Origin of the sequence: Flavobacterium sp. Sd200, assembly GCF_009826935.1 — a bacterium.
GTDB lineage: Bacteria > Bacteroidota > Bacteroidia > Flavobacteriales > Flavobacteriaceae > Flavobacterium.
Map to the genome: position 1 here is coordinate 101508 of NZ_WUMN01000003.1, position 25178 is coordinate 126685.

Below are 25178 nucleotides of genomic sequence, written 5' to 3' on the forward strand. Positions count from 1 at the left end.
GTTTAGTATTTTGCTGCCGATGTATCGTTAAGCGATTTTATAAAGGCAATAAGATCGTTCTTCTCGCTTTGTGTAAGGTTCAGCGGGTCGGCAGCCAGTGTTTGGTTCACCACATTTAATCCGAGGCCTCCACCACCGCCATTGTTGTAAAAGTCTACCACCTCTTCGAGCGTTTTGTATGCCCCATTGTGGAAATAGGGTGCAGTAAGCCCTGCATTGCGCACGGTAGTGGTCTTAAACGATTTTTCGTAAATCCATGCCTTTTCGGTATCTACGCGATTATCAAACCTTCCGCTGTCTGTGTCAAGTTTCGGACTCTTGGCGTTGGGGTCTTCAAGCACACCCAGTATTTCGCTTTCGTTTTCATTATACAGTGGCGGAACCAAGCCTGCAAACGTAGGGGCAAAGTGGCAGGTGGCGCAATTTGCCTTGCCCATAAACAGGTTAAAGCCTCTTTTTATGTGTTGCGGGATATTGTTTTGTTCCCCCCTTATATATTTGTCAAAATCGCTGTTGAAAGACTGTAGCGATAATACATATGATGCTAAAGCTTTAGAAAGGTTCTCGCGGTTAATGCTGTTTTTGCCAAACACCTTTTTAAACTGCGTGGCATAAGCATCTGTACCCTGTAGTTTTTTTATGATTGCGCTATAGGCAGTGTTAAACTCGTTGCGGTTAAAAATTACGTGTTCGGCCTGCTGTTCTAAGGTAAAGGCACGCAGGTCATAAAAGTAACGGTCTGCATACACGGCGTTAAGCAGGGTGGGGGCATTGCGCAAAACAGTTTTGCCCTGCACGTTGCTGGCCGATTTTGCAACACCATCGGTAAATGCTTTTTGAGGATTGTGGCACGAGGCACAGCTAAATTTAGAGTCGTTGCTCAGTGCCGGGTCATAAAACAATGTTTTACCCAATGCCCTTAGTTCGGGGCTGTCTTCGTCCTGCTTTAATACCGAAAAATAGTAAGGGTCTAAAAAATTCGCCCCGAATATGGAACTGCTTTGTGTGTTCCAGCCACTGGTGTGTTTCAGGAAATCGGGTTGTGTGCTGTCGAGCCTGCCCAGTTTGTTGTATAAAACGTCTATGTGGTTTTTAATAAGGTCGAAACGATCCAGACTGTCAAATGATCTTGTGTTTTTAAGCTGTGCAACAGCACCATTAAAGGCGACTATTATATCATTATTAAGTCCTCCCTGTTTAAAATTCTGCTCAAAAAAAACTTTCATAGCCTCTAACGATGCTATGGCTTCGGGCAATGCGTTTAATGAGCCGGGGGTGTCAAACCCTGTTATGCCCAAACTGGTGATGCGCACTAATTGCAGGCGCATGGCGGTAATGCCATAGCTGTTGGCCTGTTTGTTTTCGGCAAGGCCATTCAGCAAAAGCCCATAGTTAGAAACCAGTTTTTTAGACAGTGCCGTTATTTCATATTTCTCTTCTTTGGCTTCGTTAGAAAATACTAGCTCGTCTAAAACCTGAAATCCTTCGGGTTGTATTACTTTAGGCAGTGTGCCTTCTTTTTCTATTTGCAGCAATGGTGCACCGTTTAAATGCTCTTTACAATATTCGGGATAATGAAATGCAAGAAAAAACTCTACACGCTTGTAACTGATACGGGTTTCTGACAGCAGTTGCTGTAATTGTTGCTGTGTAATTTTGCCGTGCTCAAAATCGGTAGCGGCTTTATCGAAAGCGATTATTTTTTCGTTGAGTTCAGTAGTGTATAACTTTATTATTTCTGGTGTGGTGTAATCAGGAGTGGGGGAAAAAGACCACAATATGAGAGCTGAACACAGAGCAACAAGAGGAAAAGCAAAATTTATATAAGGACGGATGGCACAAAAATATTTCATGCCCGCAAACTTAAAAAATGCGGGTGCTGATGCACATTATCCCAGGGTTAAGAAATAATGAATTAACGCGGGCTTATGGCCAAAACAAGCTTATCTTTTTTGTTTTTGATACTCGGTAGGAGCCATGCCAAACTGTTTAAAAAAGCTGCGCCCAAAGCTGGTTTGCGAGTTAAAGCCCAACATATAGGCAATTTCAAATATTTTGTGGTCGGTTTCCACCAAAAGTTGCGCAGCCCTTTTAAGACGGGTAATATTTATCAGTTCGTTTGGTGTTAGGTCAGACAATGCCCTGATCTTCCTGAACAGGCCTGTGCGGCTGGTATTCATTAATTTTGAGAGCTTGTCCACGTCTAAGAACTGATCGTCTATATTGCTTAATATTACTTCGTTTAATTTTTCCAGAAAGTTCTCGTCAGATTTGGTGTGCGCCATGCTTTTTATATTTGCCAGCGGAGACTGGGCAAAATAGGTGCGCAGCTTATTTCGGTTAGAAATAAGGTTGGTCATTTGAGCCATGAGGTGCTCTACGTTAAAAGGCTTTTCTATATAGGCATCGGCACCTACATCCAGCCCTTCAATGCGCGATTGCAATGTGTTTTTTGCCGTTAGCAGTATTACCGGAAAATGGCTGTACTCTATATCTGATTTTACAATGCGGCAAAACTCAAAGCCATCCATAACAGGCATCATAACATCGCAAATAACCATTTGTATCTCTACCTGTTTTAAAATATCAAAGGCTTCCTGTCCGTTAGTGGCCGTTACAATATCATAAACGTCGCAAAGTTCATCGCTTAAAACCTCTAATAATTCCGGGTTATCGTCAACTAAAAGTATGGTATGCTTCATTATTAAGAGCTGTAAATAGGTAATGTAAGAGAAAATGTGTTGTTGTCTGGATCAGTATCTTCTACGCTCAGGCTGCCGTTGTGTATCATGGCAAGCGAGCGCGCCAGTGCCAGGCCAATGCCCGACCCTGTTTTTGCCTCAGAATCTTTTATCCTGAAAAAGGGTTCAAATATTTTTTCCTTTAAGTGCTGAGGTATTAAATGCCCGTCGTTCTTTACCTGAATGGTAAACGAGCTTTTATCTTTATAAAAAAGCAGCAGTGTTATGGTTACGGTGCTTTCGGCATATTTAATGGCATTGCTCAGCAGGTTGTAAATTATTTTGGTAAAAGCGTCCACATCTATATCTGCATAGAGTTCCCGTGGAGGCAGGTTCAATATCAAATCAATATTAGCCTGTTCTGCAAGCGTAATAAAATTGGTGTGGGCATTGGTTAGCAGCACACAAATGTTTGCCTTTTCGAGCGAAAGGCTGTAGGCTTTTATTTCGGTTTGCCTAAAGTCGAGCAGTTGGTTGCTAAGCTCTATAAGACGGTCAGTGTTTCCGCCAATTATGCGCAGGCTATTCTCTATTTCGGGTATATTTGTGGTCTTTCTTATAACTTTTCCTAACGGTATTTTTATTAAAGTGAGCGGAGTCCTTATTTCGTGTGCTACCTGTGTATAAAACTCTATTTTAGATTCGAGCATTTCTTTCTCTTTGGCGATCTCGATCTGCATCAGTTCTTTCTCTTTAGCAATTTCAAGCCGCTCAATTTTGCGCCTGTTTTTTTCTTCCACCCGCTGGTGATAGTATTGCAGGGCAAAATAAATTGCTGCAATCACTATAATTGCATAGGCCAAAAAAGCCCAACCACTGGCCCACCACGGGGGGAGTATCTCTATTTCGAGGGTGGTTTGTTTGCTGCCCCAAATGCCACTGCTGCTTGCAGCCTTAACCCTAAAAATATAATTGCCCGGACTTAGCTTTGTAAAATTTACTTTGCGGTTTCTTTTTACATACGTCCATTTGTCTGATAGGCCCTCCAGTTGATAGGCATACAGCAAATCCTGTGGGGCAGTATAGCCCAAGGCAGCAAAGTTGAGGCTAAAGGTAGACTGGTTGTACCTTAGTGTAATTTTTTCGGTGTGGCTTATAGATTGTTTTAAGGGCGAATCTTTTGGCGCAATGGCAACCTCTTTATTGTCTATTTGCAACCCTGTTAGATATACCGGCGGAATAAAAGTGTCCTGTGTAAAGTCTTTGGGATAAAAACTTACCAGGCCTTTTGCACTGCCAAAATACATTTTATTGTCGATGTCTTTAAACGCCGAGCTAAAGTTAAACTGGTCGCTAAGCAAACCGTTTGCGGTAGTGTATACAACGGTTTTGTTTTTTAAAACATCAAAACACACAAGTCCTTTAGTGGTGCTTATCCAAAGCCTGCCGTTTTCGTCTTCGAGCATGCTTAATATAAAATTGCTCGGAAAACCGTTTTGCACCCCATAGCGTGTAAAATTATTTTTGCTCCTGTTTAGTTTGCACAGTCCGTTTTCGGTAGCAAACCAAAGGTTTTTATGGCTGTCTTCAAAAATGGCATTAACCATATCGTTGCAAATGCCCAATTCGTTTTTAGTACTGTAAGCAAAATTGCCCTTTCTGCCTGTTTTTGAGTTAGCATAAAAAACACCTTTGCCGGGCACACCTGCCCATATAGTGCCATAAGAGTCTTTTAATATACAGCGATAATTGCCCTGTGGCGGAAAGCCGGGCAGTGGTATAAATTTGTCGTTATTTTTATCATAGCTAAAAATTCCCGGAAAAGACCCCAACAGCACCTGCCCATCGTTAGTTTTATGAAAACAGAACGGAAAGTTAGATCCAAAACCATTAGGAGAAAAAGAGTCATAATGCCTTATTACCTTTCCTGTCTTTATATCGAGTATGTCGAGCCCATGCTCAAAAGTACCCACCCAAAGTTCGTTGTTTACAGCAAGAAGGCTATGTACTCCTATATAAGATATACTGTTGCGGGTGCCATCGGGCTTAAAGTGCACCATTTTGTTGGTTTTTGCTTCGAGTTTATTGAGGCCGCCATCTTCAATAATAATCCACAAGTTGCCAAAATCGTCTTTGGTGATCTCGCGAACAATATTGCCGCTAATAGAGTTTTCAGATGAGTTTTGGTACATTCTCTGAAAAGGGGTGTATTGTTTTGGAAAGTAATTTATTCCACCAAAATAGGTGCCTACCCATATACCGCCCTCGCGGTCTTTAAACAGTGAATAAGTTACATTATCTGAAACAGCAAACTCATCGCTACTGTTCTTTTTAATTTTAAACGATACCCCGGTTTGCATGTTGTAGCTAAAAATGCCTGTCTCGGTACCAATCCACACTTCATTTGGGTTAACTTGTAAAAAGCTGTGAACGAACAGGTTTTCCATTTTTTCGCAACACAATATAATATCCTCATAGGTGTTGGTTGCCGAGTCGAATATTTTAAGGTTGGCTTTTGTGGTACCTATTAATATCTTACTGTTAGATATGCACTTAATATTGCTTATAAAACGCCACTCGCCCGGAATGTTATGAGAGAACATATCATATCCTGTAAAGGTATCAGTGCCTTTGTCATATTTTTTTAAAAATCCATCGGGTGTAGATACCCACAAAAATCCATTACTGTCTATAGAAATGCCTGTTGCCCAAAAATAATCTTTGGCAGGGTATGTTTTTAGTTTTTTGGTTTTTTGAGAATAACACGACAGTACTGTTCCGGCATTAAACCAAATGTTACCATCGGCATCGCATTTAATTTCGTCTATAGGATAATTTTTTGTAGATGCTACTAATGTAAAAGAATCCTGACCTGCATTGTATTTAAATATATTTTTTTCGGTGCCCACCAGCAAATTGCCCGAAGGGTCTACGTGTAGGGCATGTATAAAATTGTTTTCAGGAAAACGGTACACTTTAAAACTATGGCCGTCAAATCGGTTCAGGCCATCGCGTGTACCAAACCACATAAACCCGGCTTTATCCTGCGTGGTACATATAACAGCGTTGTTAGAGAGTCCTGCTTCTACCTCATAATGCCGGAAACCATAGGTTTGGCAATAAGCATGTATGCTTACAATCAGTAGTATAGCCAAAAACAGTATGTTCTTTTTAGTTGCCAAAGCCGTATGATTCTTAATGTTTTCTTAAAATCAGTAACCCGAATGTACTGCTTTTTTTTATCCTGAATGCGCTAATGGGTTCAAGTGGGACTATATGTAGAAGTTTTGGGACGTTTTGTAGAAAACGTTTTCGTTAAACTGTACAATTTTACATTTCCAAAATTAACATTTTTTTAGTGGTTTTTTTTTCAATACCGAAATATTAGACTGCTAAAAATAGGAATTGTAACCAAATTAACTTTTGTATATATGATAAACCATTACATTTATCTAAAAAGGTCCGGAAGGTTTAACCCCTTTTTGGCATTATTATTACTCTTATTTTCTGTTAGTGCTTTTGCACAGGATAAAGTAACTGTTACAGGTACAGTTACTTCTGCAGCCGATGGTACTACGCTGCCTATGGCTAATGTGCTTGTAAAAGGAACGAGCAACGGTGTATCTACAGATCTTGACGGAAATTATACTATCTCTGCAAGCGCAAACGATGTATTAGTGTTTTCTTACATTGGTTTTACCAATAAAGAAGTTACTGTAGGTTCGCAAACCGTTATTAATGCCTCGCTTGCATCTGCCGCTACCGAAATGGAAGAGGTTATTGTTGTGGGCTACGGTACACAAAAAAGAGAGCAGGTAACCAGCTCAGTGGCTGTAGTTACTGCCAAAGACTTTAATACGGGCAGTGTTAACGATGCCGGTAGGCTTATTCAGGGTAAGGTTGCAGGTCTTAATATTACTATGCCAAGCGGAGACCCGGTAGCGGGCACTCAGGTTTCGCTAAGGGGTAGGAGTACTATATATGGCTCTACAACAAACCCTCTTATATTGGTAGATGGTGTACCAGGAGATTTTAATACGGTTGCCCCACAGGATATAGAGTCGATAAGCGTACTTAAAGATGGTTCGGCTGCGGCTATGTATGGTACAAGGGGTACTAACGGTGTTATCCTTATAACTACCAAAAGGGCTAATGGATCGTTTAAAAGCTCAGTAAATTATTCTGCTATTGTTACCACTCAGGAAATAAGCAGAAATCTTGATATGCTTACAGCTCAGGATTACAGAAACCAGGTTGCTTCAGGGTTAAGGCCTGCAACAGACAACCAGGGTTATAATACAGACTGGCTTGATGCAATTACGCAAACACCTATTAGCCATACGCACAACCTTACTTTTAGGGGAGGTGATTATAAAACCAATTACCTTGCTTCGTTAAACGTTAGGAAGCTTGAAGGTATTTTTCAAAAATCAGACAATAATATCTATACTGGCCGTGTAGATATTAACCACTCTATGTTTGATGATAAAGTTCGTATTAACTTAGGCCTTTTAAACAGGAGCGGCAATTTTACTACCACCGGAGATGCGGCCAGTTTTAATGGCTATGTTTACCGTCAGGCACTGCTAAGAAACCCTACTTCGCCAGTACAGTATCCTGATGGGGCTTGGGATTCTCCAGGAGACATAGGTAACTTTAACTATGATAACCCTGTTGGCAGGCTGGAAGAGTCTGAGGGGCAAAACAGGAACAACTTTAGCCGTCTTAACGGTAAGGTAGATTATTTGCCAATAGACGGATTAAAATTATCGGCATTGTTCTCTTACTCAAGATGGAACGAAACACGAGGGTATTCTGAAAGTAAAAAACATATTTCAAATACAAGGAACGGTCTAAACGGTTATGTAACTAACGGTACAGGCGAAAGCCAAGACAGGCTAATGGAACTTACTGCCCAATATGCCAAGAAATTTGGTAAACACGACTTTACAGTGCTGGGTGGTTACAGTTACCAGGATTATTTTTCGCGCAATTACTGGATGACAAATAATGATTTCCAGACCGATATTTTTGATTACCACAATATAGGTATAGGTTTAGGTATTAAAGACGGAAGCACTTTTGCCAACATAGGAGGTTCAACAGCAGAAACAAACCTTATTAGTTTCTTTGGCAGGATCAATTATGCCTTTAACGACAAATATTTGCTACAGGTTAGTTTAAGGCACGAGGCTGCCAGCCAGTTATACATGACAGATAAACCATGGGGTTCGTTCCCTTCAGTATCTGCCGGTTGGAGGATCTCTCAGGAAAAATTTATGCAAAATGTTAAGTTCATCAACGAGCTTAAAATAAGGGCAGGCTATGGTGTAACTGGCTCGCCAAATGCCGGAGGTTTTGGTGCACCTGCACTTCTTGGATATGGAGCACCGTTCTTTTATGACGGACAATGGATAAGAACTCTGGCGCCAAGCCAAAATGCCAATCCTTACCTTAAATGGGAAGAAAAACACGAGACCAACATAGGTATGGACTTTGGTATCTTCAACGATTTCATTACCGGTAACGTTGATTACTACAAACGTAATATAAAAGACCTTTTATATGATTACACTGTGCCGGTACCACCCAATTTTGTAAACACAACAAGGGCTAACGTTGCAGAGCTGGAAAATAAAGGTGTGGAGATATTGCTTAATATAAACGCGGTTAGAAGTAAAGATTTTGACTGGACGAGCAGTGTTAACTTCTCTACCAATACAAGTAAATTGGTAAGTCTTTCTAACGACCTGTATCAATCAAGTACAGACTTTTTATATGCAGGAGCAACAGGCGAGCCTATACAAACATTTACACACAAATTGCAGGTAGGTGGCCCTGTAGGTAACTTCTACGGTTTTAAAGTTGTTGATATTGACGATAATGGCCGTTGGATATATGAAACACCAAGTGGAGAAAGACAAACAAGTGCCGAGTTTACTAAAAATGATGAGAACAAACAGGTGCTTGGCAATGGTTTGCCTAAGTATTATGCAGGCTGGAACAATAACTTCAGGTATAAAAACTGGGATTTAAGCATAACCATGAGGGGGGCTTTTGATTATCAGATACTAAATTTTGACCGTATGTATCTTGAAAACCCAACCATATTAAACTACAACAGACTAGAGTCATCTAAGGATGCAGTATTTGGCAAAACGCAACTTACAGATCCTGAACTTCAGTTTAACAGTTACTACATAGAAAATGGCGACTACTGGAAAGTTGATAATATTACACTGGGTTACAACTTTAATAAACTTGGCAAATACATCAGTTCAGCCAGGGTATACACTTCGGTATTAAATGCATTTATCATTACCGGTTATAAAGGTATCGATCCTGAGGTAGATACATCAGGACTTGCACCGGGCAACGACTACAGGGATAAATATCCTACTGCCCGTACATTTAACTTTGGTATTGATGTAACGTTTTAATTAAAATAAAATTACAATGAAAAGAAATATATATAGAGGATTGGGAAAAGGCTTTATGTTAGCCCTTGTTTTTTCCCTTGCAGGTTGTACTGAGCTGGAAGACAGAAATTACAGCACTATTGTTGCAGACGACCTTAGACCAACACCGGATGACGTAGCCGCGCTTTTGGGTACAGGTTATACAGGCTGGAGAAACACTTTTTTATTGTGGAACGGCATTTGGAGAAGCCAGGAAGCAACAGGCGATGAAATTATTATACCAGGAAGGCCAAACGGCTGGGTAGACGGTGGTATATTTAAAAGGATGCACCAGCACACCTGGTTTCCTGAAGATGATATTGTACTACAGGGCTGGAACAGGACTTACAGAGGTATAGCCGACTGTAACAATATTATTAACCAGATAGAAAAGGATATAATTCCTCTGTCTGCTGAAGAAAAAGTAAAAACACTTGCCGAGTTGAAAGTGCTTAGGGCTTCATATTACTATGTTCTTATGGACCTTTACGGCAATGTAGCCATGAGTACACAATTTGATGTGCCGGAAGGATATCTTCCGCCACAGGCTACAAGGCAGGAAGTTTACGATTTTGTGATTAGCGAGATTACACAAAATGTAGACCTGCTTGATGAAACCAACGGTGGTGCTTACTACGGCAGGTTTAACAAATGGGCTGGTTATACACTGCTTGCTAAGGTATATCTTAATGCCCAGGTGTACACCGGTACAGCACGCTGGACTGAGTGTCTTGCTGCCTGTCAAAGGGTTATAGATTCTAATAAATATTCGTTGGAAGCAAGCCAGAAAAGTGTTTTTGTAACCGAGAATCAGGGATCAAGCGAAATTATTTTTGGTATTCCTATAGATGATGTGTATACTACTGAATGGAATCAGTTTGATATACACATGCAAACACTGCAGCCTTCTAACCAATCTACCTATAATTTACAGATTACTCCATGGGGTGGCATGTGTGCTACACCACAGTTTATAAGCACTTTTGATCCTGAAGACAGCCGTTTGATAGAAAACTTTATCTATGGGCAGCAATTTAGCGCATCAGGACAGCCGTTAAACTGTACAATGGGTGCTTTAAACGGGCAACCGCTTAGCTATGTAAACACAGTGCCAAGTATCGATACATCAGAAGAAATTCACGGATACCGTTTTGGCAAATTTGAAATAGCCATGGGAGCCAATAACATTTTGAGTAATGATTTCCCTCTGTTCCGTTATACTGATATCCTGATGATGAAAGCAGAATGTTTGCTTAGAACCGGCCGTGCCGATGATGCAGCTTCTATTGTTACCCAGGTAAGGACAAGGGCGTTTACACGCAACCCTTCTAAAGCTGCGGTAACAGGAGCACAGCTTGCAGGAGGCAGTGTTTACGATTATGGCCGCAGGGATATAAACCAAACCACTAACGAAGGTGGCGCTAATATACAGTATGGTCGTTTTCTTGATGAACTTGCATGGGAATTTAACCAGGAAGGCAGAAGAAGGCAGGATATGATACGTTTTGGTGTGTTTGCTACAAAATCGTGGTTCTCGCACAATGCCAGTGCTGCTTACAGGCAAATTTACCCAATACCAATGACAGCCTTGTTAACCAATGGCAACCTTACACAAAACACGGGTTACTAATAAATATCTCTAATAGCGGGCCTTTTTTAAGGCCTGCTATTATCTCTTTTATTGTGGTATTCTGCTAAAAAATCAGCAGTAAAGTTTTTATCAAATTATATTCAGGCCTTTGCTTTGCTTTTAGGCGTGCAGGTCTTTCTATGCATATTTTTAACCATAATACACTCATTTAGAACCAACATATTTGTCCGGAAAATCCCAACTTTTGCTGACGGATATGAAACTGATGGTACATACAAAAGCCTAACATGAAAAAAATATATTATAAACAAACGGCAGTAAAATATGCTAAACGGGTTCTGACCGTTCTGGCAGTTTGCGCCATTGGCATTGGCTGTTCTAAGAACGACGACAGTGCTCCCGTTACCACTACTGATGATGATGGGCCTTTGCAGGTGTTCAACGGGCCTACCTATCCTGACAATTACACACCAATTGGCAGCTGGGATATGCGAAGCCAGTGGAACCTTGCCAACGTGCACGATCCTACAATAGTAAAAGACGGCGATTATTGGTACATGTACCAAACAGATGCTTCTTATGGCAATGCACACGATGGTCATGGACATTTTCATTGCAGGCGCTCAAGAGATCTTGTAACCTGGGAATACATAGGTTCTTCTATGGATGCTGCCCCTGCCTGGGTAGTGCCTACCATGAACGCGAAAAGGGCTGCTATGGGCCTGCCTGCCATTAACAACCCGAGCCTGTCTTATTGGGCACCGTGCGTAAGGAAAGTTGGCAACGTTTTCAGGATGTATTACAGTATTGTGGTAAACGAGCTTATTACCGGAACAGACGGTAACAGGTCGTGGGGAGAACGTCCATATATAGGGCTGCGTGAGACTACCAGCCTTGCTTCTAACCAGTGGGAAGATAAAGGTATGGTAATATGCTCTGAACCCGATGGTGTTGTAGATTATATTAGGGATAATGGAAACGACTGGAACTCTTACTATAAATTTAATGGCATAGACCCAAGCTATATTGTTACTCCTAACGGAGAGCACTGGCTAATTTATGGCTCATGGATGACGGGCATTGCAGCAGTGCAGGTAGACGCTGCAACAGGTAAGCCTTCTCAGCTAAATACAATAAACGATTATGGTATTCGCATTGCAGGCCGTGGTGATATAAACACTAACCGCTGGCAGGCACTTGAGGGAGCTGAGATTATTTACAATCCGCAAACTCAATACTACTATCTATTTATGGCCTACGACGAACTTTCTGTGGCCTACAATACCCGTGTGGCACGTTCCCGCAATATTACGGGGCCATACTATGGCAAGGGCGGACAGAACGTATCGGCTGGGGCAGAGTGCTGGCCTATGCTTACACATCCTTATGCTTTTGGAACGCATACCGGATGGGTAGGCATATCGCACTGTAGCATAATACAGGACGAGGCAGCAAATAAATGGTATTTTTCTTCGCAGGGAAGATTGCCGGAAGATGTGCCAGGCATAAATGTGCCTAATGCGGTAATGATGGGCCAGGTTAGGGAAATACAATGGACGGCAGATGGATGGCCTGTTGTATCGCCGGAGCGTTATGCAGGTGTTCCGCAAATAGACATTGCTGCTAAAGACCTTGATGGTACATGGCAGATCATTAACATGAACTATGCCTACAGGACAATACAACGTTCGTCAAATGTAACCCTTAAAGAAGACGGTTCAGTTAGCGGAGGTATGACAGGGTCGTGGTATTATGACAGTACGGCACGATCGTTATTTATTAACGGTATAGAATGCAAGGTGTCTAACGGATGGGACTGGGAAGCATCGCCAAGAAAGGCAACCATAACAATATCGGGCTTAACGGCCGATGGTAAGCCTGTTTGGGGTAAAAAGGTAGATTGATCCGGAATTTAGATTTTCAATTTTATTTAAAATATGTATCATCTTTAATTATTTAAAATCATGAAAATAAAATATATAATGCCTTGTTTAGGTATGCTTGCGCTTATTTCGCTTAGTACTGTTACAATATCGTGCAGCGGATCTGACGATGATAAAACACAGCAGCCAACGGTTAATTTAGCGCTTACGGCTTTTAGCCCCGCGACCGGTGTGGCCGGCAGTAATATAGAGATTACAGGCACAGGATTTGGAGACGACCAAAGCAAAGTAACCGTTAAGTTTAATAACGTTGTGGCTGCAAACATTGTTTATTTTTCTGCCACCCGTATTATTGTTGAAGCACCAGCTGCTGCAACAGGAACCATATCGGTAATTGTGGGAGACAAAACGCAAAGTTTTACTAACAATTTTACGTATGTAAACGAGATAGACGTTACTGCTAAAATACTCAATCCAAGTTTTGAAGAAAATATAGATGCGTTGCCCGCATCGTGGTATGTGAGCCATACAGGAATGGCGTGGCAAACCGTTAATACAGATGGTGATGCTACAAAAACCGGAGCCAACATTACAGGTATTTGGCATCCGGGCATACCCGACTATCAGTTATCGCAATCTATAGACGGGTTAGACAATGGCAGGTATCGTGTAACGTGCAACCTGTTTGTGGGTGCAAATGCGGTGGGGTCGCGTTTAACAACGCAAAGGCTTTTTGCCGCAAACAAATCAACACTGTTCGGGGCACAGTCTAACTATTCCGGAGCCAACCTTGCCATATTAGAGTCGTTGGGCGAGCAGGTTTCTTTTGCAGGCTTGACACAAACCGTATCAGATACTGGGCCTTTTGTAGAAGTTGTAGTTACTGATGTTGAGGTTACCAATGGCTCGTTAACTTTTGGAATACGCACTAATGGTACAGGCAACGCAGCCGGATTTAATTTTTCGGCAATGCAGCCGGGCAGTGGCTGGTTTAAAGTAGATAACTTTCACCTGTACTATTTAGGAAGATAAATTGCAATTAATTGGGTTAGTCCGGGGTTTTTACTTTTTGTTTATGGCAGCACTGTAATGGTAGTGCTGCTGTAAACAAAAAACATTTAAAGCCTTTTATACTGAAACCATTTGCCACTAAAGTGGCGCAAGAATAAATAAAAGAAGAATGAAAAAACTAAAAAAAACAGGCCTGCTGTTATTTAGCCTTGTGGCAACCGCAGGTTTTGCTCAGTCTAAAGATGTAAAAGTGCCCGAAAAGGCCATTGGCTACCCCATACAGGCCGTGCCTATTGCCGATGTAAAGGTTACCGATAATTTTTGGCTGCCAATTATTAAAAGGGTTCAGGAAAAAACAATAGAGTATGCCATACAAAAATGTACTGAAGAAGGCCGCTTTGATAACTTTTTAGTTGCCGGTGGGGTAAAAAAAGGAGAGACCAGAGGCCAGATGCCTTTTGATGACAGCGACGTTTATAAAATTATTGAAGGCGCTTCTAACTCACTCATCAGTTCGCCTGATCCTAAGCTTGAGGTATTGCTGGATTCGCTTATAGGCATCATAAAAATAGGTCAGGAAAAAGATGGTTACCTAACCACCTGGCGTACCATAAACCCTGCAAAGCCGCCTGCCAAATGGGTTAAGGTAGAAAAAGGTGTGCGTTGGGAATATATGAATATGAGCCACGAAGAGTACAATGCGGGTCACATGTATGAGGCAGCAGCCGTGCACTTTAAGGCTACAGGCAAGCGTAACTTTTTAGACATTGCCCTAAAAAATGCCGACCTGTTTGTAAAAACTTTTGGCGAGGGCAACGATAAAATATTAGCTGTTCCTGGCCACCAGATCATTGAAACGGGGCTTATAAAACTGTATGAGATTACTGGTAAGGAAGACTATCTAAAGCTTGCCAAATTCTTTTTAGACCATAGGGGAGACCCTGCCAAAAAAGAAAATTACGGCGAATATTCTCAGGATCATAAGCACGTAACCGATCAGGATGAGGTAGTAGGGCATGCCGTTCGTGCAGTGTACATGTATGCAGGCATGACCGATATTGCTGCCATATATAAAGATAAAAGCTATCGTGAGGCTGTAGACAAGCTTTGGGATAATATGGTAGAGAAAAAAATATATGTAACCGGAGGCATTGGTGCCAAACACGAAGGCGAAGCTTTTGGTGCAAACTACGAATTGCCTAACCTTTCAGCCTATAACGAAACCTGTGCCGCTATTGGCAGTGTTTACTGGAACAACCGTCTTTTTAACCTGACCGGAAATGTAAAATATAACGATTTGCTGGAACGCACCATGTATAACGCTGTTATATCGGGTATGTCTTTAAAGGGCACAGAGTTTTTCTATCCTAACCCTATGGAGAGCGATGGGGTATATAAATTTAATATGGGGGCGTGCACCCGTTCGGCATGGTTTGACTGTTCCTGCTGTCCTACAAACCTTATACGTTTTATTCCGGCAATACCGGGGCTTATTTATGCTCAGGAAAACCAAACATTGTTCGTTAATCTATACATGAGCAATACGGCAAATGTAAACCTTAACGGCACTGCCATGAAAGTGGCTCAGGAAACCAATTACCCATGGGACGGAAAAGTAAAACTAACCGTTAGCCCTCAAAAAGCGGGTACTTTTACTGTAAAAATGCGTGTTCCTGGCTGGGCAAGAAACGAGGTTATGCCGGGTGGTTTATATAATTATGTAACAAAATCTTCGGCAGTGCCAACGCTTAGCATTAACGGAAAAATGCAGGATGCTAAAATTGCAGACGGTTATTTCATCCTAAACCGCAAATGGAAAAAAGGCGATGTAGTTGAGGTTAACTTCCCGATGGAAATTAGAGAAGTGGTGGCAAGCGAGAAAATTGCCGAAGACCAAAACAAGGTTTCTTTAGAATATGGCCCGCTTGTATATACTGTAGAAGAGGCAGACAACGCTAATGTAGATGCTATTGCAGTAAGCAGCAAAACATCTTTGACAACCAAAGCGCAACCTAATCTTTTAAACGGCATCTATACTATAGAAGGAACAACCGGAACAGCAAAATTTACTGCCATACCGTATTATACCTGGAGCAACAGGGGAATTGGCAAAATGAAGGTATGGATACCTAAAAAATAAAGCTATAAAGCTATAAAGCTCACAATAAATTTAAAATCATTAAAAACCTTTTGCCTATGAAACATTAAAATTTGGTTAGTACTTTTTACACACAAAAAACCTGTCTGTTTTGGTTAGCAGACAGGTTATTTTTTGCCTGTATTTTAAATCTTATATACTGAGTATATAACCTATATTAAAGTAAGGCAACAATTTGTTATTAATATCGCTGTACATAAGACTGGCTTCTACAGGGCCTAAAAAAGTGCGGTATGCTCCCGTTAACGAAAATCCGATGCCATTAGACTCGCCATGCATGCGATAGTTGCTCTTTATAAAATCATAATACAGGCCGTTTACTTTAGCTATAACATATAAGTTTTCGGCAAGACAATGCTGGTATCCTATTTTTGCGCTGATTACGCTCGACGAGAATATCGATGCCTCCTGCAAGCCTGCAAAAGTAACCTGGTTTCTCACGGTGTTGCTCAGGCCTCCAATCATAAAATCGTTCATGAGTATTTGCCTGTAATTGAAGTTTAGCCCCGATTGTACCTGAAACAAAAATGCATGTTTTTGTATTGGTATGTACTGGTCTAAAGCTATTTTAAACTGTGTAAAAGGTTTGGTGCTGAAAAAAGGAGAATCTTCGGTAGCAATAATTGCATCGGCCATATAAATATCAAAGTCAGGCCTCTGGTTGTATACGACACCTCCTTTAACATATATCCGCCTTCCACGGTTAGGGTAAAGAGGCGTGTTTAAAGAATTGTGCTGAAGCAGCAGGTAGGTATTTAAATACATGGTGCTGCCTTTTGCCTGTACGTCAGAAGCTATTTTGGGGCTGTAAGATACATTGCCCAAAGTGCTGCCAACACCCAAGGTCCAGTTATTGCTGGTATGCCAAAGCAACTCGAAATCACAGTTTTGGCTGGCCTGATTATAAAAGCCCGATTCGTTATAATCTTTGTTGTAGGTAGTAAGGTCGATTATTTCAAAATTGGTTTCGGCAAAAAGCATCAGCTTTTTTCTTTTATTAAAATAATACATTATAGAGGCTTTTCCCCGAGGGTTTGGTCCTATGGAAAACATTAGTGTTGCAGACGAGAAAGGGTTTAAAAAGCCTTTTTGTTCCAGCCCTGTCTTTAATCCAAAACCTGTTGCCGAATTATAGTTTAATCCAAAACGGGCAATGGTTGTGGGCGGCTTTTCTACATCAAAAATAATTTTTGCTGTGCCCGGCCTGCCCGGCACGAGCCTGTGGTTTATTTTGCTGTAAATGCGCAGCGAAAAGGCTTTGCGTATAGCTTCTGTAAGTTCTTCGGCAGTATATTCGGTATCGTGCTTAAAGCTAACGAGGTCTAAAAAAAACGGAATCTCTAAGGCAGGGATTCCATGCACTTCGGCTTCCGATATAATGACCGAACTGTGTTTTTTTAGGTAAGGCACCACTTTTTGAGGGCCATATATGCCGTCGAGCGAGTCTTTTAGTCTTTTTAAGATGGGGTATATTTCTTTGGCACGTTGCAGCCCTATCTTCATGATCTCTTCTGAAGCCGAAAAGCTGCCTGTACTGTAGCCATCCAAAGGATAGTCTACATAAATATCTGCCAGCTTTTTTTGTTCTTCAAGGTCGGTAACGGCATTATAAAAAGGAAGCCTTCCAATAATATCTAAAGGCGATTTTACCTCGTCTATACCGGCCAGCCTGCCCGAAACATCGCTGCCTATAACTATGTTGGCACCCATCTGCTTTACGTTAGAAACAGGAAAGTTTCTTGCCACACCGCCATCTACAAGCACTTTGCCGTCTATTTCTACCGGGGTAAAAACAGAGGGAATTGCCATACTGGCACGAATGGCACTAACAATATCGCCTTTTTTTAACACAACGATCTTTCCGGTGCCCAGATCGGTGGCAATGCATTGAAAGCCCCTGTGGTATTTGCTAAAATCGGTTATTTCATAATACGGGAAGAAAATTTCGGACAGTTTAAGCCAAAGCTCATTAGAGTCTATAATACCACGTTTTAATGCAATTTTACCTCGGTTTAGGGGCAGTTCTATATAGTGGCCGTAATCTTCTTTTTCTTTTAAGGAATAAGAGCTTCTTGGGGCTGCGTTAGAGAGCAGGTCGTTCCATTTTAAGGTTTTGGATATTTCGGCAATTTCGTTACCCGTATAACCCGCGGCATAAAGTCCGCCTACAATAGAGCCCACGCTTGTTCCGGTAACATAATCTACCTGCAGGCCCACCGAATCGATTGCTTTTAGCAGTCCCAAATGCGCAATACCTTTAGCCCCGCCACCGCTAAGTGTAAGCCCTATTTTTGGGCGCTGTTTTTTTTGGGCAACAGCCGTTTGCAGGCAAAGCAAACACAGGATAATTGAGGTAGTTATCTTAAAAACCTTGAGCATTTTTATCTTTTTGTACGTAAAGTTAAAAAGATAAAGGGTTTATGCAACGGAGGTATTTCTTTTAACGGTATTTTAGGTTTTTGTACTAATTTACGGTTTAAAAATACTCTTATTTCAGGAGGGTAAATTGACGTCAGTAATAGGGGAAGGTTCATAATATTCAGGCTCATCTACAGGCTCAACCTCCTGTTTTTCCATGATCTCACTAAGCAGTTCTCCGGCACGTTCAATGGTTTGTTTTATAATATCTGGTGCCAGCCCTTCAAAAACCTCACGGTGCGATATGTATTTGTCCTCAGGTAGTTTTATGTGAATAAACATAGTGCCAACAGGCTTGTCGTCGGTTTCGCTGCCACCTTCGGTGGTTAGCCCTGTAACGGCAACGGCAATATCACATTTAAAGAATTTTATAAGCCTTTCGGCAAGTAACCGTGTTACCTCTGCCGATTCGGGTGTAAACGATTTTATTATCTCTTCCGGAATATCAAAAAGTTCCTGTTTGGTGCACGCATCATAGCATACAATGCCGCCCAGCAGTATCTGCCCGGAAAAAGGTGTAAGTGCAAACTCTGATGCCAGCCGCCCCGATGTGGCACTTTCTACAAATGCTATTTTAAGATTCCTCTCGGCAATGCGCCTGCTGCACAATGTAATATTTTCTGAAACCATGGTCTATACGGTTTGGTTAAGAAAAGCCATTCTATAAAGATAGGCAGCATTGCAATGGCAGGGGAGTATATTAACGCTTGATTAACTGCTTTATGGGTTTTTAAGACGCTTTTAACCTTGGTTAGGGTATGTTATGCCAGTTTTATATATACTTAATTAGCGATTATTATATCGTTTTTTCTTTACAGATAAATTGTAATTCACTAAATTCGCAGGAATAATATTTCTAAAACAAATAAAAAGTAATAATATATCATGTCAAATATTGCAATATTAGAGATTGATGGCAAAAAATATGAGTTTCCTCTTATTACCGGAACTGAGAATGAAGTAGCTATCGATATCGACAAACTGCGCAGTGAGACCGGCGCGGTTACTCTTGATCCTGGATTTAAGAACTCAGGTTCGTGCAAAAGCGAAATAACATTTCTTGACGGCGAAGAGGGCATCCTGCGCTACAGGGGTTATTCGATAGAGCAGCTTGCAGAAAAATCCAACTTTCTTGAAGTATCATACCTGCTGATATTTGGCGAACTCCCAACCGAGGAGCAGATTAAAAAATTTGAGACCGATATAAGGAAATACACCCTTGTAAACGAGGAGATGAAAAACATCATCGACGGTTTTCCTAAAAACGCCCACCCAATGGGCATCCTTGCTTCTTTAACCAGTGCGCTTACTGCTTTTAACCCTCAGTCGGTTAATGTGGCATCTGAAGAAGATCTTTATGATGCAGTGTGCAAAACAATGGCTAAATTTTTGGTTATTGCAACCTGGACGTTCCGTAAAAACATGGGCTATCCATTAAACTATTACGACAACACCAAAGGCTATGTAGAAAACTTTATGAGGCTTATGTTCGAGCTTCCTACAGGGCCTTATGAGCTTAACCCAACAATTATCAATGCGCTTGATAAACTGTTCATACTGCATGCAGACCACGAGCAAAACTGTTCTACATCTACAGTAAGAATCGTTGGTTCGTCTCACGCAGGTTTATTTGCTTCTATTTCGGCAGGTGTATCGGCACTTTGGGGCCCGCTTCACGGTGGTGCTAACCAGGCAGTGCTTGAAATGCTTGAAGAGATACAGGCAAACGGTGGCGATGCCGATAAATATCTTGCCAAAGCAAAAGATAAGAACGATCCGTTCCGTCTTATGGGCTTTGGTCACAGGGTTTACAAAAACTTCGATCCAAGGGCTAAGATCATTAAAAAAGCTGCAGATGATGTGCTTAATGCACTGGGTGTAGACGATCCGATCCTTCTAATTGCTAAAAAACTTGAAGAAGCTGCTCTTGAAGACGAATACTTTAAATCACGTAACCTGTATCCTAACGTAGATTTCTATTCAGGAATTATCTACAGGGCACTGGGCATCCCTACAGAAATGTTTACTGTATTGTTTGCTATTGGCCGCCTTCCGGGATGGATCGCACAATGGAAAGAAATGCGTGTAAACAAAGAGCCAATAGGCCGTCCGCGTCAAATTTATACAGGACATGCGCTTAGAGATTTTGCTCCTATTAATGCAAGATAATTCTGTCTCAACAGATTAAAATTATATATTTGAAGCTCCGCTGATGCGGAGCTTTTTTTATGAAAAAAATACTGCCGGATTAAGATTTGATGTTTTTGAATACTTGTAATAATGGTAGAATGTAAAATTCAATATTATTAATTCTATCAGCAGGTACGTCATCTTCAATCAGTTATATGTGTTCGCTTTGTGTTACTTAGCTCTTTTTTTGTAATTTGACAAACAGAAAATGATGTGTGACACTGTAGTGTAAAATCGAAAGTTTGCACTTCAACTTTCTACCTATGCGCAGCGCCTGGAAATAGTAGTGGTAAGCCTAAAACTGAACATCCTTACAAATGAAAATAAGCCTATTTATAATCTTAACATTATTCGGAATCAACCTGACTTTTGGACAAACTTCCCTAAAAGAAATTAATCTTAAGAACGGAAGTCATACCGTTGGTTTTAATCATTACCTGACATCCGACAGTACAAGAACGTACAAAAGAATATTTGATTGGAGCAATACAAGTATTCCAAGACCGATTCCTGTTAGTATTTGGTATCCATCCGGTAAAAACAGGAAGAACATTAAACCAATGAATGTTCTTAATTATATGGAGATACTAAAAGATGAAGAAGAATGGGAGCATTTGCCAAATGCACAAATATTAAATTGGTTTTATTATGCCAATACCTCTGCCAATCAAAATCATTTAAAAGCACAAACTACTGCATACAATGGGGTTGAACCTGAAACAGGTAAATTTCCCGTCATCATTTATGCTCCGAGCTATCAGGCTTCATCAATAGAGAATTTTGCACTTTGCGAATATTTGTCCAGCCACGGCTATATTGTGATTTCGAGTCCAAGTAGGGGAACAGAAAATAGATTTTTGGAAGGTGGCACTGAAAAAGATATGGAAACACAAGCCCGGGATATAGAATTTTTAATCAAAGAAATAGCCAAATTTCCCAGTGCAGACATTGAGAATATTGCAACAATGGGATTTAGCTTTGGGGGGCTATCCAATGTTCTTTCCCAAATGAGAAACAAAAATATAAAAGCCATTGTAAGCCTCGACGGAAGTGTAAAATATAAATACAATACACTGAAGAAATCACCCTTTTTTAATATTAAAAACGTCGATGTTCCATTTATACATATGGCGCAAAAAAACATACCTGAACAGGTTTTAAAAGAAGACAACATAGACTCAACTTTGAATAGTGATTTTGAATTTTATGATAGCCTTATCCACAGCAAAGCATATCAACTAAAATTCCAACATCTTACGCATCCTCATTTTAGCACTTTAGGGGTTCTTTTTCAGGAAAGAGATAAAAGACAAGACAAAACCGACGTAGAAATTATGGAATCATACAGATGGGTTTCGGTTTACACATTGAAATTTTTAGATGCTTTTTTAATGAACAAAACAAATGAACTGACTTTTTTGGAAAACCCACCCGAGCAAAATGGAATTAAAAAGGGACTAATAACTCTGCTACACACAAAGAATCCAAAAAACAGGCCATTTACCTTTCAGGATTTTAACGAGTTAGCATCAAAGCAAAATTATGAGAATCTAAAAGAACTATATGATTCGATCCTGAAAAAGGAATCTTCTCTGCAAATAGTAGAAGAAAATTTTAATAACCTCGGGCTGCAACTTATTTTTAATCCATCAACTTCCCAACAAGGAATAAATATTTTCCTGTTAGCAGTACAGATATACCCAAATTCATCTAACCTGTTTGATAGTCTTGCAGAGGGATATTTATTTATTAATAATAAAGAAAAGGCTATTGAGAATTTTAAAAAATCTTTAGCATTGAATTCTCAAAATCAAAATGCCATTGACCGGCTAAAACAACTTCAGGAATAAGGCCGTCTGCGTCAAATTTATACAGGACATGCGCTAAGTGTTTTTGCGCCTATTAATGCAAGATAATTCTGTCTCAACAGATTAAAATTATATATTTGAAGCTCCGCACCAGCGGAGCTTTTTTTATGAAAAAAATACTGTTCACCTTCTTGCTAATGGCTTTTGCCAATGCTGTTTTTGCGCAACGCAACGACACTCAGGCGGGGCTCTATAATATAGGTTTAGGCTCTGTTACCGGGGGCATAGGTGCCATGATAAATAAAAAGCCGGGCGAAAAACTTGGACGTGTTTTTGTAAAAGGCCTGTGGCAGGGAGCTTTAGGAGGTTATGCTGTTTTTGAAAGCAAACGCCTTACAAGGCTCATCTATCAAAAAAACGAACTTGGTTTTTCGTGGCCTTCTAAAATTGTAAATGCAGCAGGGGTGTCTATTATAGAGAATGCTGCGGCAAACCGCGATTTTTGGGAAAAATGGCACATAAACTATGGTTTTAACCGTTTAGAGATCAGTGTAAAAGATAGCCTTTCTGTACAATATAAATTTATGCCTATAGCGTTTGCTTATACCGTTGCGTTGGGTGTACAATCTAAAATAGAGTTGGGCAAAACGTTGCAGACGGGGCAGTTTATGTTCTCTGTAAAGCCCGAAGACTGGCACAGCAATACTATTGTTGCCTTTGCATGCCCGGGTCTAATTGTATATATGAAAGGAGTGAGCGGATTTAATAACGTTATTTCCCACGAAATTATACACCTTTACCAGCAAAACGATTTTAATGTATTTAACGCCTATTTAAATAAACCGCTGGCATCGCTAAGCAATACTTCTAAGTTTATGAAAGAGCTTAACAGATGGATATATGTTGACAGCAACCAGCTAATGTTTATGGCTACTTACGAACTGCAAAACACAAACAGGAAGTTTTATTATGATAATTATTTTGAACACGAAGCCGGGTACTATTCCCGAACTATAGATCCTGATTTGTTATATAATCCGTAAAAGTGCTTCAAATGTGTAATGAAAGCATCTTTTTGAAGGGCTTTTTTTATATTTGTGCAAAATATAAGCCATGTTGCCATTAAATGTAAATAACGAAACATCAAGACTGCGGTCGGTAATATTGGGTACTGCCATAAGCAACGGTCCAACTCCGGCACTGCATGAGGCTTACGACCCAAAATCGGCAGAGCATATAAAAGCAGGCACCTATCCCGTAGAGGCAGATATGGTAACTGAAATGGCAGCTTTAAACGCCGTTTTCGAAAAATATGGTGTTACAGTGTATCGCCCTGAACTTATAGCCGACTATAATCAGATTTTTAGCCGCGATATTGGCTTTGTAATAAACGATACTTTTGTAAAGGCAAACATATTGCCCGACAGAGAGCGCGAACAGGAGGCTATACAATATATTATTGACAGAATAGACCCAGCGAAAGTAGTAACACCACCTGAAGAAGTGCATATAGAAGGCGGTGATGTTATTTTGTGGGACGACCATATATTTATTGGCACCTACAAAGGCAGCGATTATAAAGATTATATTACGGCCCGCACCAATATGGAGGGTGTAAATTTTATTAAAGGGCTGTTTCCTGATAAGATTGTAAAAGAGTTCGACCTTGTAAAATCACGCATAGAAGCCCGTGATAATGCCCTGCACCTGGACTGCTGTTTTCAGCCCATAGGAAAAAATAAAGGCGTAATTTATAAGAGCGGATTTAGAGAAGAGGCAGATTATCTGTATCTTGTAAACCTGTTTGGTATGGAAAACCTTTTTCATATTGATAGGGAAGAGATGTATAACATGACGTCTAACTTTTTTTCGATAGACACGAATGTAGTGGTTATAGAAAAAGGCTTTACGCGCCTTAAAGGCTGGCTGCTCGATAACGGATTTACCGTAGAAGAAGTGCCTTATGCCGAAATTGCAAAACAGGAGGGGCTTTTACGTTGTTCTACCTTACCTTTGCAAAGGGATTAATTATTTTTGAGAGAAAAAATGACACAGATTACCGATACTATACTGATGATTCGCCCTGTTGCTTTCCGTATGAACGAGCAAACGGCTGTAAATAATTATTACCAAAAGGTGGTAGACAGCCTGCTGCCTGCAACAGTTAATGCCAAAGCACAGGCAGAGTTTGATGCTTTTGTAGACAAGCTGCGCGCTGTGGGCGTAAAAGTTATTGTGGTAGACGATACGGTAACGCCAGATACCCCTGATTCGGTTTTTCCTAACAACTGGATATCGTTTCACGAAAATGGCGATGTGGCGTTATATCCCATGTTTGCTGAGAACCGTCGTGGTGAACGCCGCGAAGAGTTGCTGGATGTTATTGAAGATGCCGGTTACAGCATTAACGAGATAATGGACTATACATCGGCCGAAGAGGATGGTATATTTCTGGAAGGTACCGGCAGCCTGGTACTCGACAGGGAAAACCAAAAGGCCTATTGTGCCCTTTCGCCACGTGCCGATGAGGAGCTGATGATAGAGTTTTGTGAGGATTTTGAATATACGCCTGTTATTTTTGAAGCGTTCCAGACCGTAGACGGTGAGCGTAAGCAAATATATCACACCAATGTAATGATGTGCATTGGCACTACCTTTGCGGTTATATGTGCCGATTGTATAGACGATAAAAAAGAGCGCAAAATGGTGCTCGACAACTTGCGCAGCGATAGTAAAGAAATTATTTTGCTAACCGAAGCACAGCTAAACCACTTTGCAGGCAACATGTTGCAGGTGCAGGGTGCAGATAAAAGCTATCTTGTAATGAGCAATGCTGCACACGGTGTGCTTACTAAAGACCAGATAGCGAAAATTGAAAAACATGCCGAAATTTTAACGGCAAACCTTGATACCATAGAAGCCTGCGGCGGCGGAAGCGCACGCTGCATGATGGCCGAAATTTTTTCACCAAAAAAATAGT

15 protein-coding genes are annotated in these 25178 nt (G+C 40.8%); 10 read left to right on the forward strand and 5 right to left on the reverse strand.

Translation table 11 applies throughout. The annotated features are described in order from the left end of the window. Positions 1-2: 2 nt before the first annotated feature. From GR160_RS09735 to GR160_RS09745, 3 genes are all read right to left on the reverse strand, one after another. Entirely contained in the window at positions 3-1853 is a 1851-nt protein-coding gene (locus GR160_RS09735) for a cytochrome-c peroxidase (protein ID WP_160749688.1), read from the reverse strand. Between the two features lie 90 nt (positions 1854-1943). Next, positions 1944-2702 (reverse strand): DNA-binding response regulator, encoded by a 759-nt coding sequence (locus GR160_RS09740; protein WP_160749689.1) that lies wholly within the window; start codon positions 2700-2702, stop codon positions 1944-1946. Between the two features lie 2 nt (positions 2703-2704). Then, a complete protein-coding gene (locus GR160_RS09745; protein ID WP_160749690.1) occupies positions 2705-5863 on the reverse strand; it encodes a two-component regulator propeller domain-containing protein in 3159 nt (1052 codons plus the stop codon). A gap of 300 nt (positions 5864-6163) precedes the next feature. Between GR160_RS09745 and GR160_RS09750 the strand changes: the two genes are divergently transcribed. The 5 genes from GR160_RS09750 to GR160_RS09770 all read left to right on the forward strand — a co-directional run bounded on the left by GR160_RS09750 (position 6164) and on the right by GR160_RS09770 (position 15764). Continuing rightward, the gene (locus tag GR160_RS09750) at positions 6164-9121 is read left to right on the forward strand and encodes a SusC/RagA family TonB-linked outer membrane protein (RefSeq protein ID WP_202390758.1); all 2958 of its coding nucleotides are present in this window, start codon (positions 6164-6166) and stop codon (positions 9119-9121) included. 16 nt (positions 9122-9137) lie between these two features. After that, positions 9138-10769: a RagB/SusD family nutrient uptake outer membrane protein gene (locus GR160_RS09755; protein ID WP_202390759.1), complete on the forward strand. Its 1632-nt coding sequence runs from the start codon at positions 9138-9140 to the stop codon at positions 10767-10769. A 248-nt stretch (positions 10770-11017) separates the two neighbouring features. Beyond that, positions 11018-12634: an arabinan endo-1,5-alpha-L-arabinosidase gene (locus tag GR160_RS09760; RefSeq protein WP_160749692.1), complete on the forward strand. Its 1617-nt coding sequence runs from the start codon at positions 11018-11020 to the stop codon at positions 12632-12634. Between the two features lie 60 nt (positions 12635-12694). After that, positions 12695-13645, forward strand: coding sequence for an IPT/TIG domain-containing protein (locus GR160_RS09765; protein WP_160749693.1), 951 nt, complete (start codon positions 12695-12697; stop codon positions 13643-13645). A gap of 148 nt (positions 13646-13793) precedes the next feature. Next, positions 13794-15764 carry a glycoside hydrolase family 127 protein gene (locus GR160_RS09770; RefSeq protein WP_160749694.1) on the forward strand — a complete coding sequence of 657 codons (1971 nt, stop codon included), beginning with the start codon at positions 13794-13796 and terminating at the stop codon, positions 15762-15764. A gap of 150 nt (positions 15765-15914) precedes the next feature. On the opposite strand, the gene GR160_RS09775 is transcribed toward GR160_RS09770, so the two are convergent. Together GR160_RS09775 and GR160_RS09780 are read right to left on the reverse strand one after the other, a co-directional pair. After that, the gene (locus GR160_RS09775; protein ID WP_160749695.1) at positions 15915-18161 is read right to left on the reverse strand and encodes a patatin-like phospholipase family protein; all 2247 of its coding nucleotides are present in this window, start codon (positions 18159-18161) and stop codon (positions 15915-15917) included. 114 nt (positions 18162-18275) lie between these two features. Then, a complete protein-coding gene (locus GR160_RS09780) occupies positions 18276-18830 on the reverse strand; it encodes a CinA family protein (protein ID WP_160749696.1) in 555 nt (184 codons plus the stop codon). 255 nt (positions 18831-19085) lie between these two features. On the opposite strand from GR160_RS09780, the gene GR160_RS09785 reads away from it, so the two are divergent. From GR160_RS09785 to ctlX, 5 genes are all read left to right on the forward strand, one after another. Continuing rightward, positions 19086-20369, forward strand: a complete 1284-nt coding sequence (locus GR160_RS09785) for a citrate synthase (RefSeq protein ID WP_160749697.1) — start codon at positions 19086-19088, stop codon at positions 20367-20369. A 338-nt stretch (positions 20370-20707) separates the two neighbouring features. After that, positions 20708-22240, forward strand: coding sequence for a CocE/NonD family hydrolase (locus GR160_RS09790; protein ID WP_160749698.1), 1533 nt, complete (start codon positions 20708-20710; stop codon positions 22238-22240). Between the two features lie 125 nt (positions 22241-22365). Continuing rightward, positions 22366-23241 carry a hypothetical protein gene (locus GR160_RS09795; protein ID WP_160749699.1) on the forward strand — a complete coding sequence of 292 codons (876 nt, stop codon included), beginning with the start codon at positions 22366-22368 and terminating at the stop codon, positions 23239-23241. Positions 23242-23311: 70 nt separating this feature from the next. Continuing rightward, positions 23312-24226: a dimethylarginine dimethylaminohydrolase family protein gene (locus GR160_RS09800; RefSeq protein WP_160749700.1), complete on the forward strand. Its 915-nt coding sequence runs from the start codon at positions 23312-23314 to the stop codon at positions 24224-24226. A gap of 18 nt (positions 24227-24244) precedes the next feature. Further along, a complete protein-coding gene (gene ctlX, locus GR160_RS09805) occupies positions 24245-25177 on the forward strand; it encodes a citrulline utilization hydrolase CtlX (protein WP_160749701.1) in 933 nt (310 codons plus the stop codon). Position 25178 lies beyond the last annotated feature (1 nt).

Bases quoted from the DNA above. Each gene is read 5' to 3' on its own strand.
- GR160_RS09795 (WP_160749699.1), top strand. From the start codon at position 22,366: ATGAAAAAAATACTGTTCACCTTCTTGCTAATGGCTTTTGCCAATGCT.
- GR160_RS09770 (WP_160749694.1), top strand. From the start codon at position 13,794: ATGAAAAAACTAAAAAAAACAGGCCTGCTGTTATTTAGCCTTGTGGCA.
- GR160_RS09800 (WP_160749700.1), top strand. From the start codon at position 23,312: ATGTTGCCATTAAATGTAAATAACGAAACATCAAGACTGCGGTCGGTA.
- GR160_RS09760 (WP_160749692.1), top strand. From the start codon at position 11,018: ATGAAAAAAATATATTATAAACAAACGGCAGTAAAATATGCTAAACGG.
- GR160_RS09765 (WP_160749693.1), top strand. From the start codon at position 12,695: ATGAAAATAAAATATATAATGCCTTGTTTAGGTATGCTTGCGCTTATT.
- GR160_RS09775 (WP_160749695.1), bottom strand. From the start codon at position 18,161: ATGCTCAAGGTTTTTAAGATAACTACCTCAATTATCCTGTGTTTGCTT.
- GR160_RS09735 (WP_160749688.1), bottom strand. From the start codon at position 1,853: ATGAAATATTTTTGTGCCATCCGTCCTTATATAAATTTTGCTTTTCCT.
- GR160_RS09790 (WP_160749698.1), top strand. From the start codon at position 20,708: ATGAAAATAAGCCTATTTATAATCTTAACATTATTCGGAATCAACCTG.
- ctlX (WP_160749701.1), top strand. From the start codon at position 24,245: ATGACACAGATTACCGATACTATACTGATGATTCGCCCTGTTGCTTTC.
- GR160_RS09785 (WP_160749697.1), top strand. From the start codon at position 19,086: ATGTCAAATATTGCAATATTAGAGATTGATGGCAAAAAATATGAGTTT.
- GR160_RS09740 (WP_160749689.1), bottom strand. From the start codon at position 2,702: ATGAAGCATACCATACTTTTAGTTGACGATAACCCGGAATTATTAGAG.
- GR160_RS09755 (WP_202390759.1), top strand. From the start codon at position 9,138: ATGAAAAGAAATATATATAGAGGATTGGGAAAAGGCTTTATGTTAGCC.
- GR160_RS09780 (WP_160749696.1), bottom strand. From the start codon at position 18,830: ATGGTTTCAGAAAATATTACATTGTGCAGCAGGCGCATTGCCGAGAGG.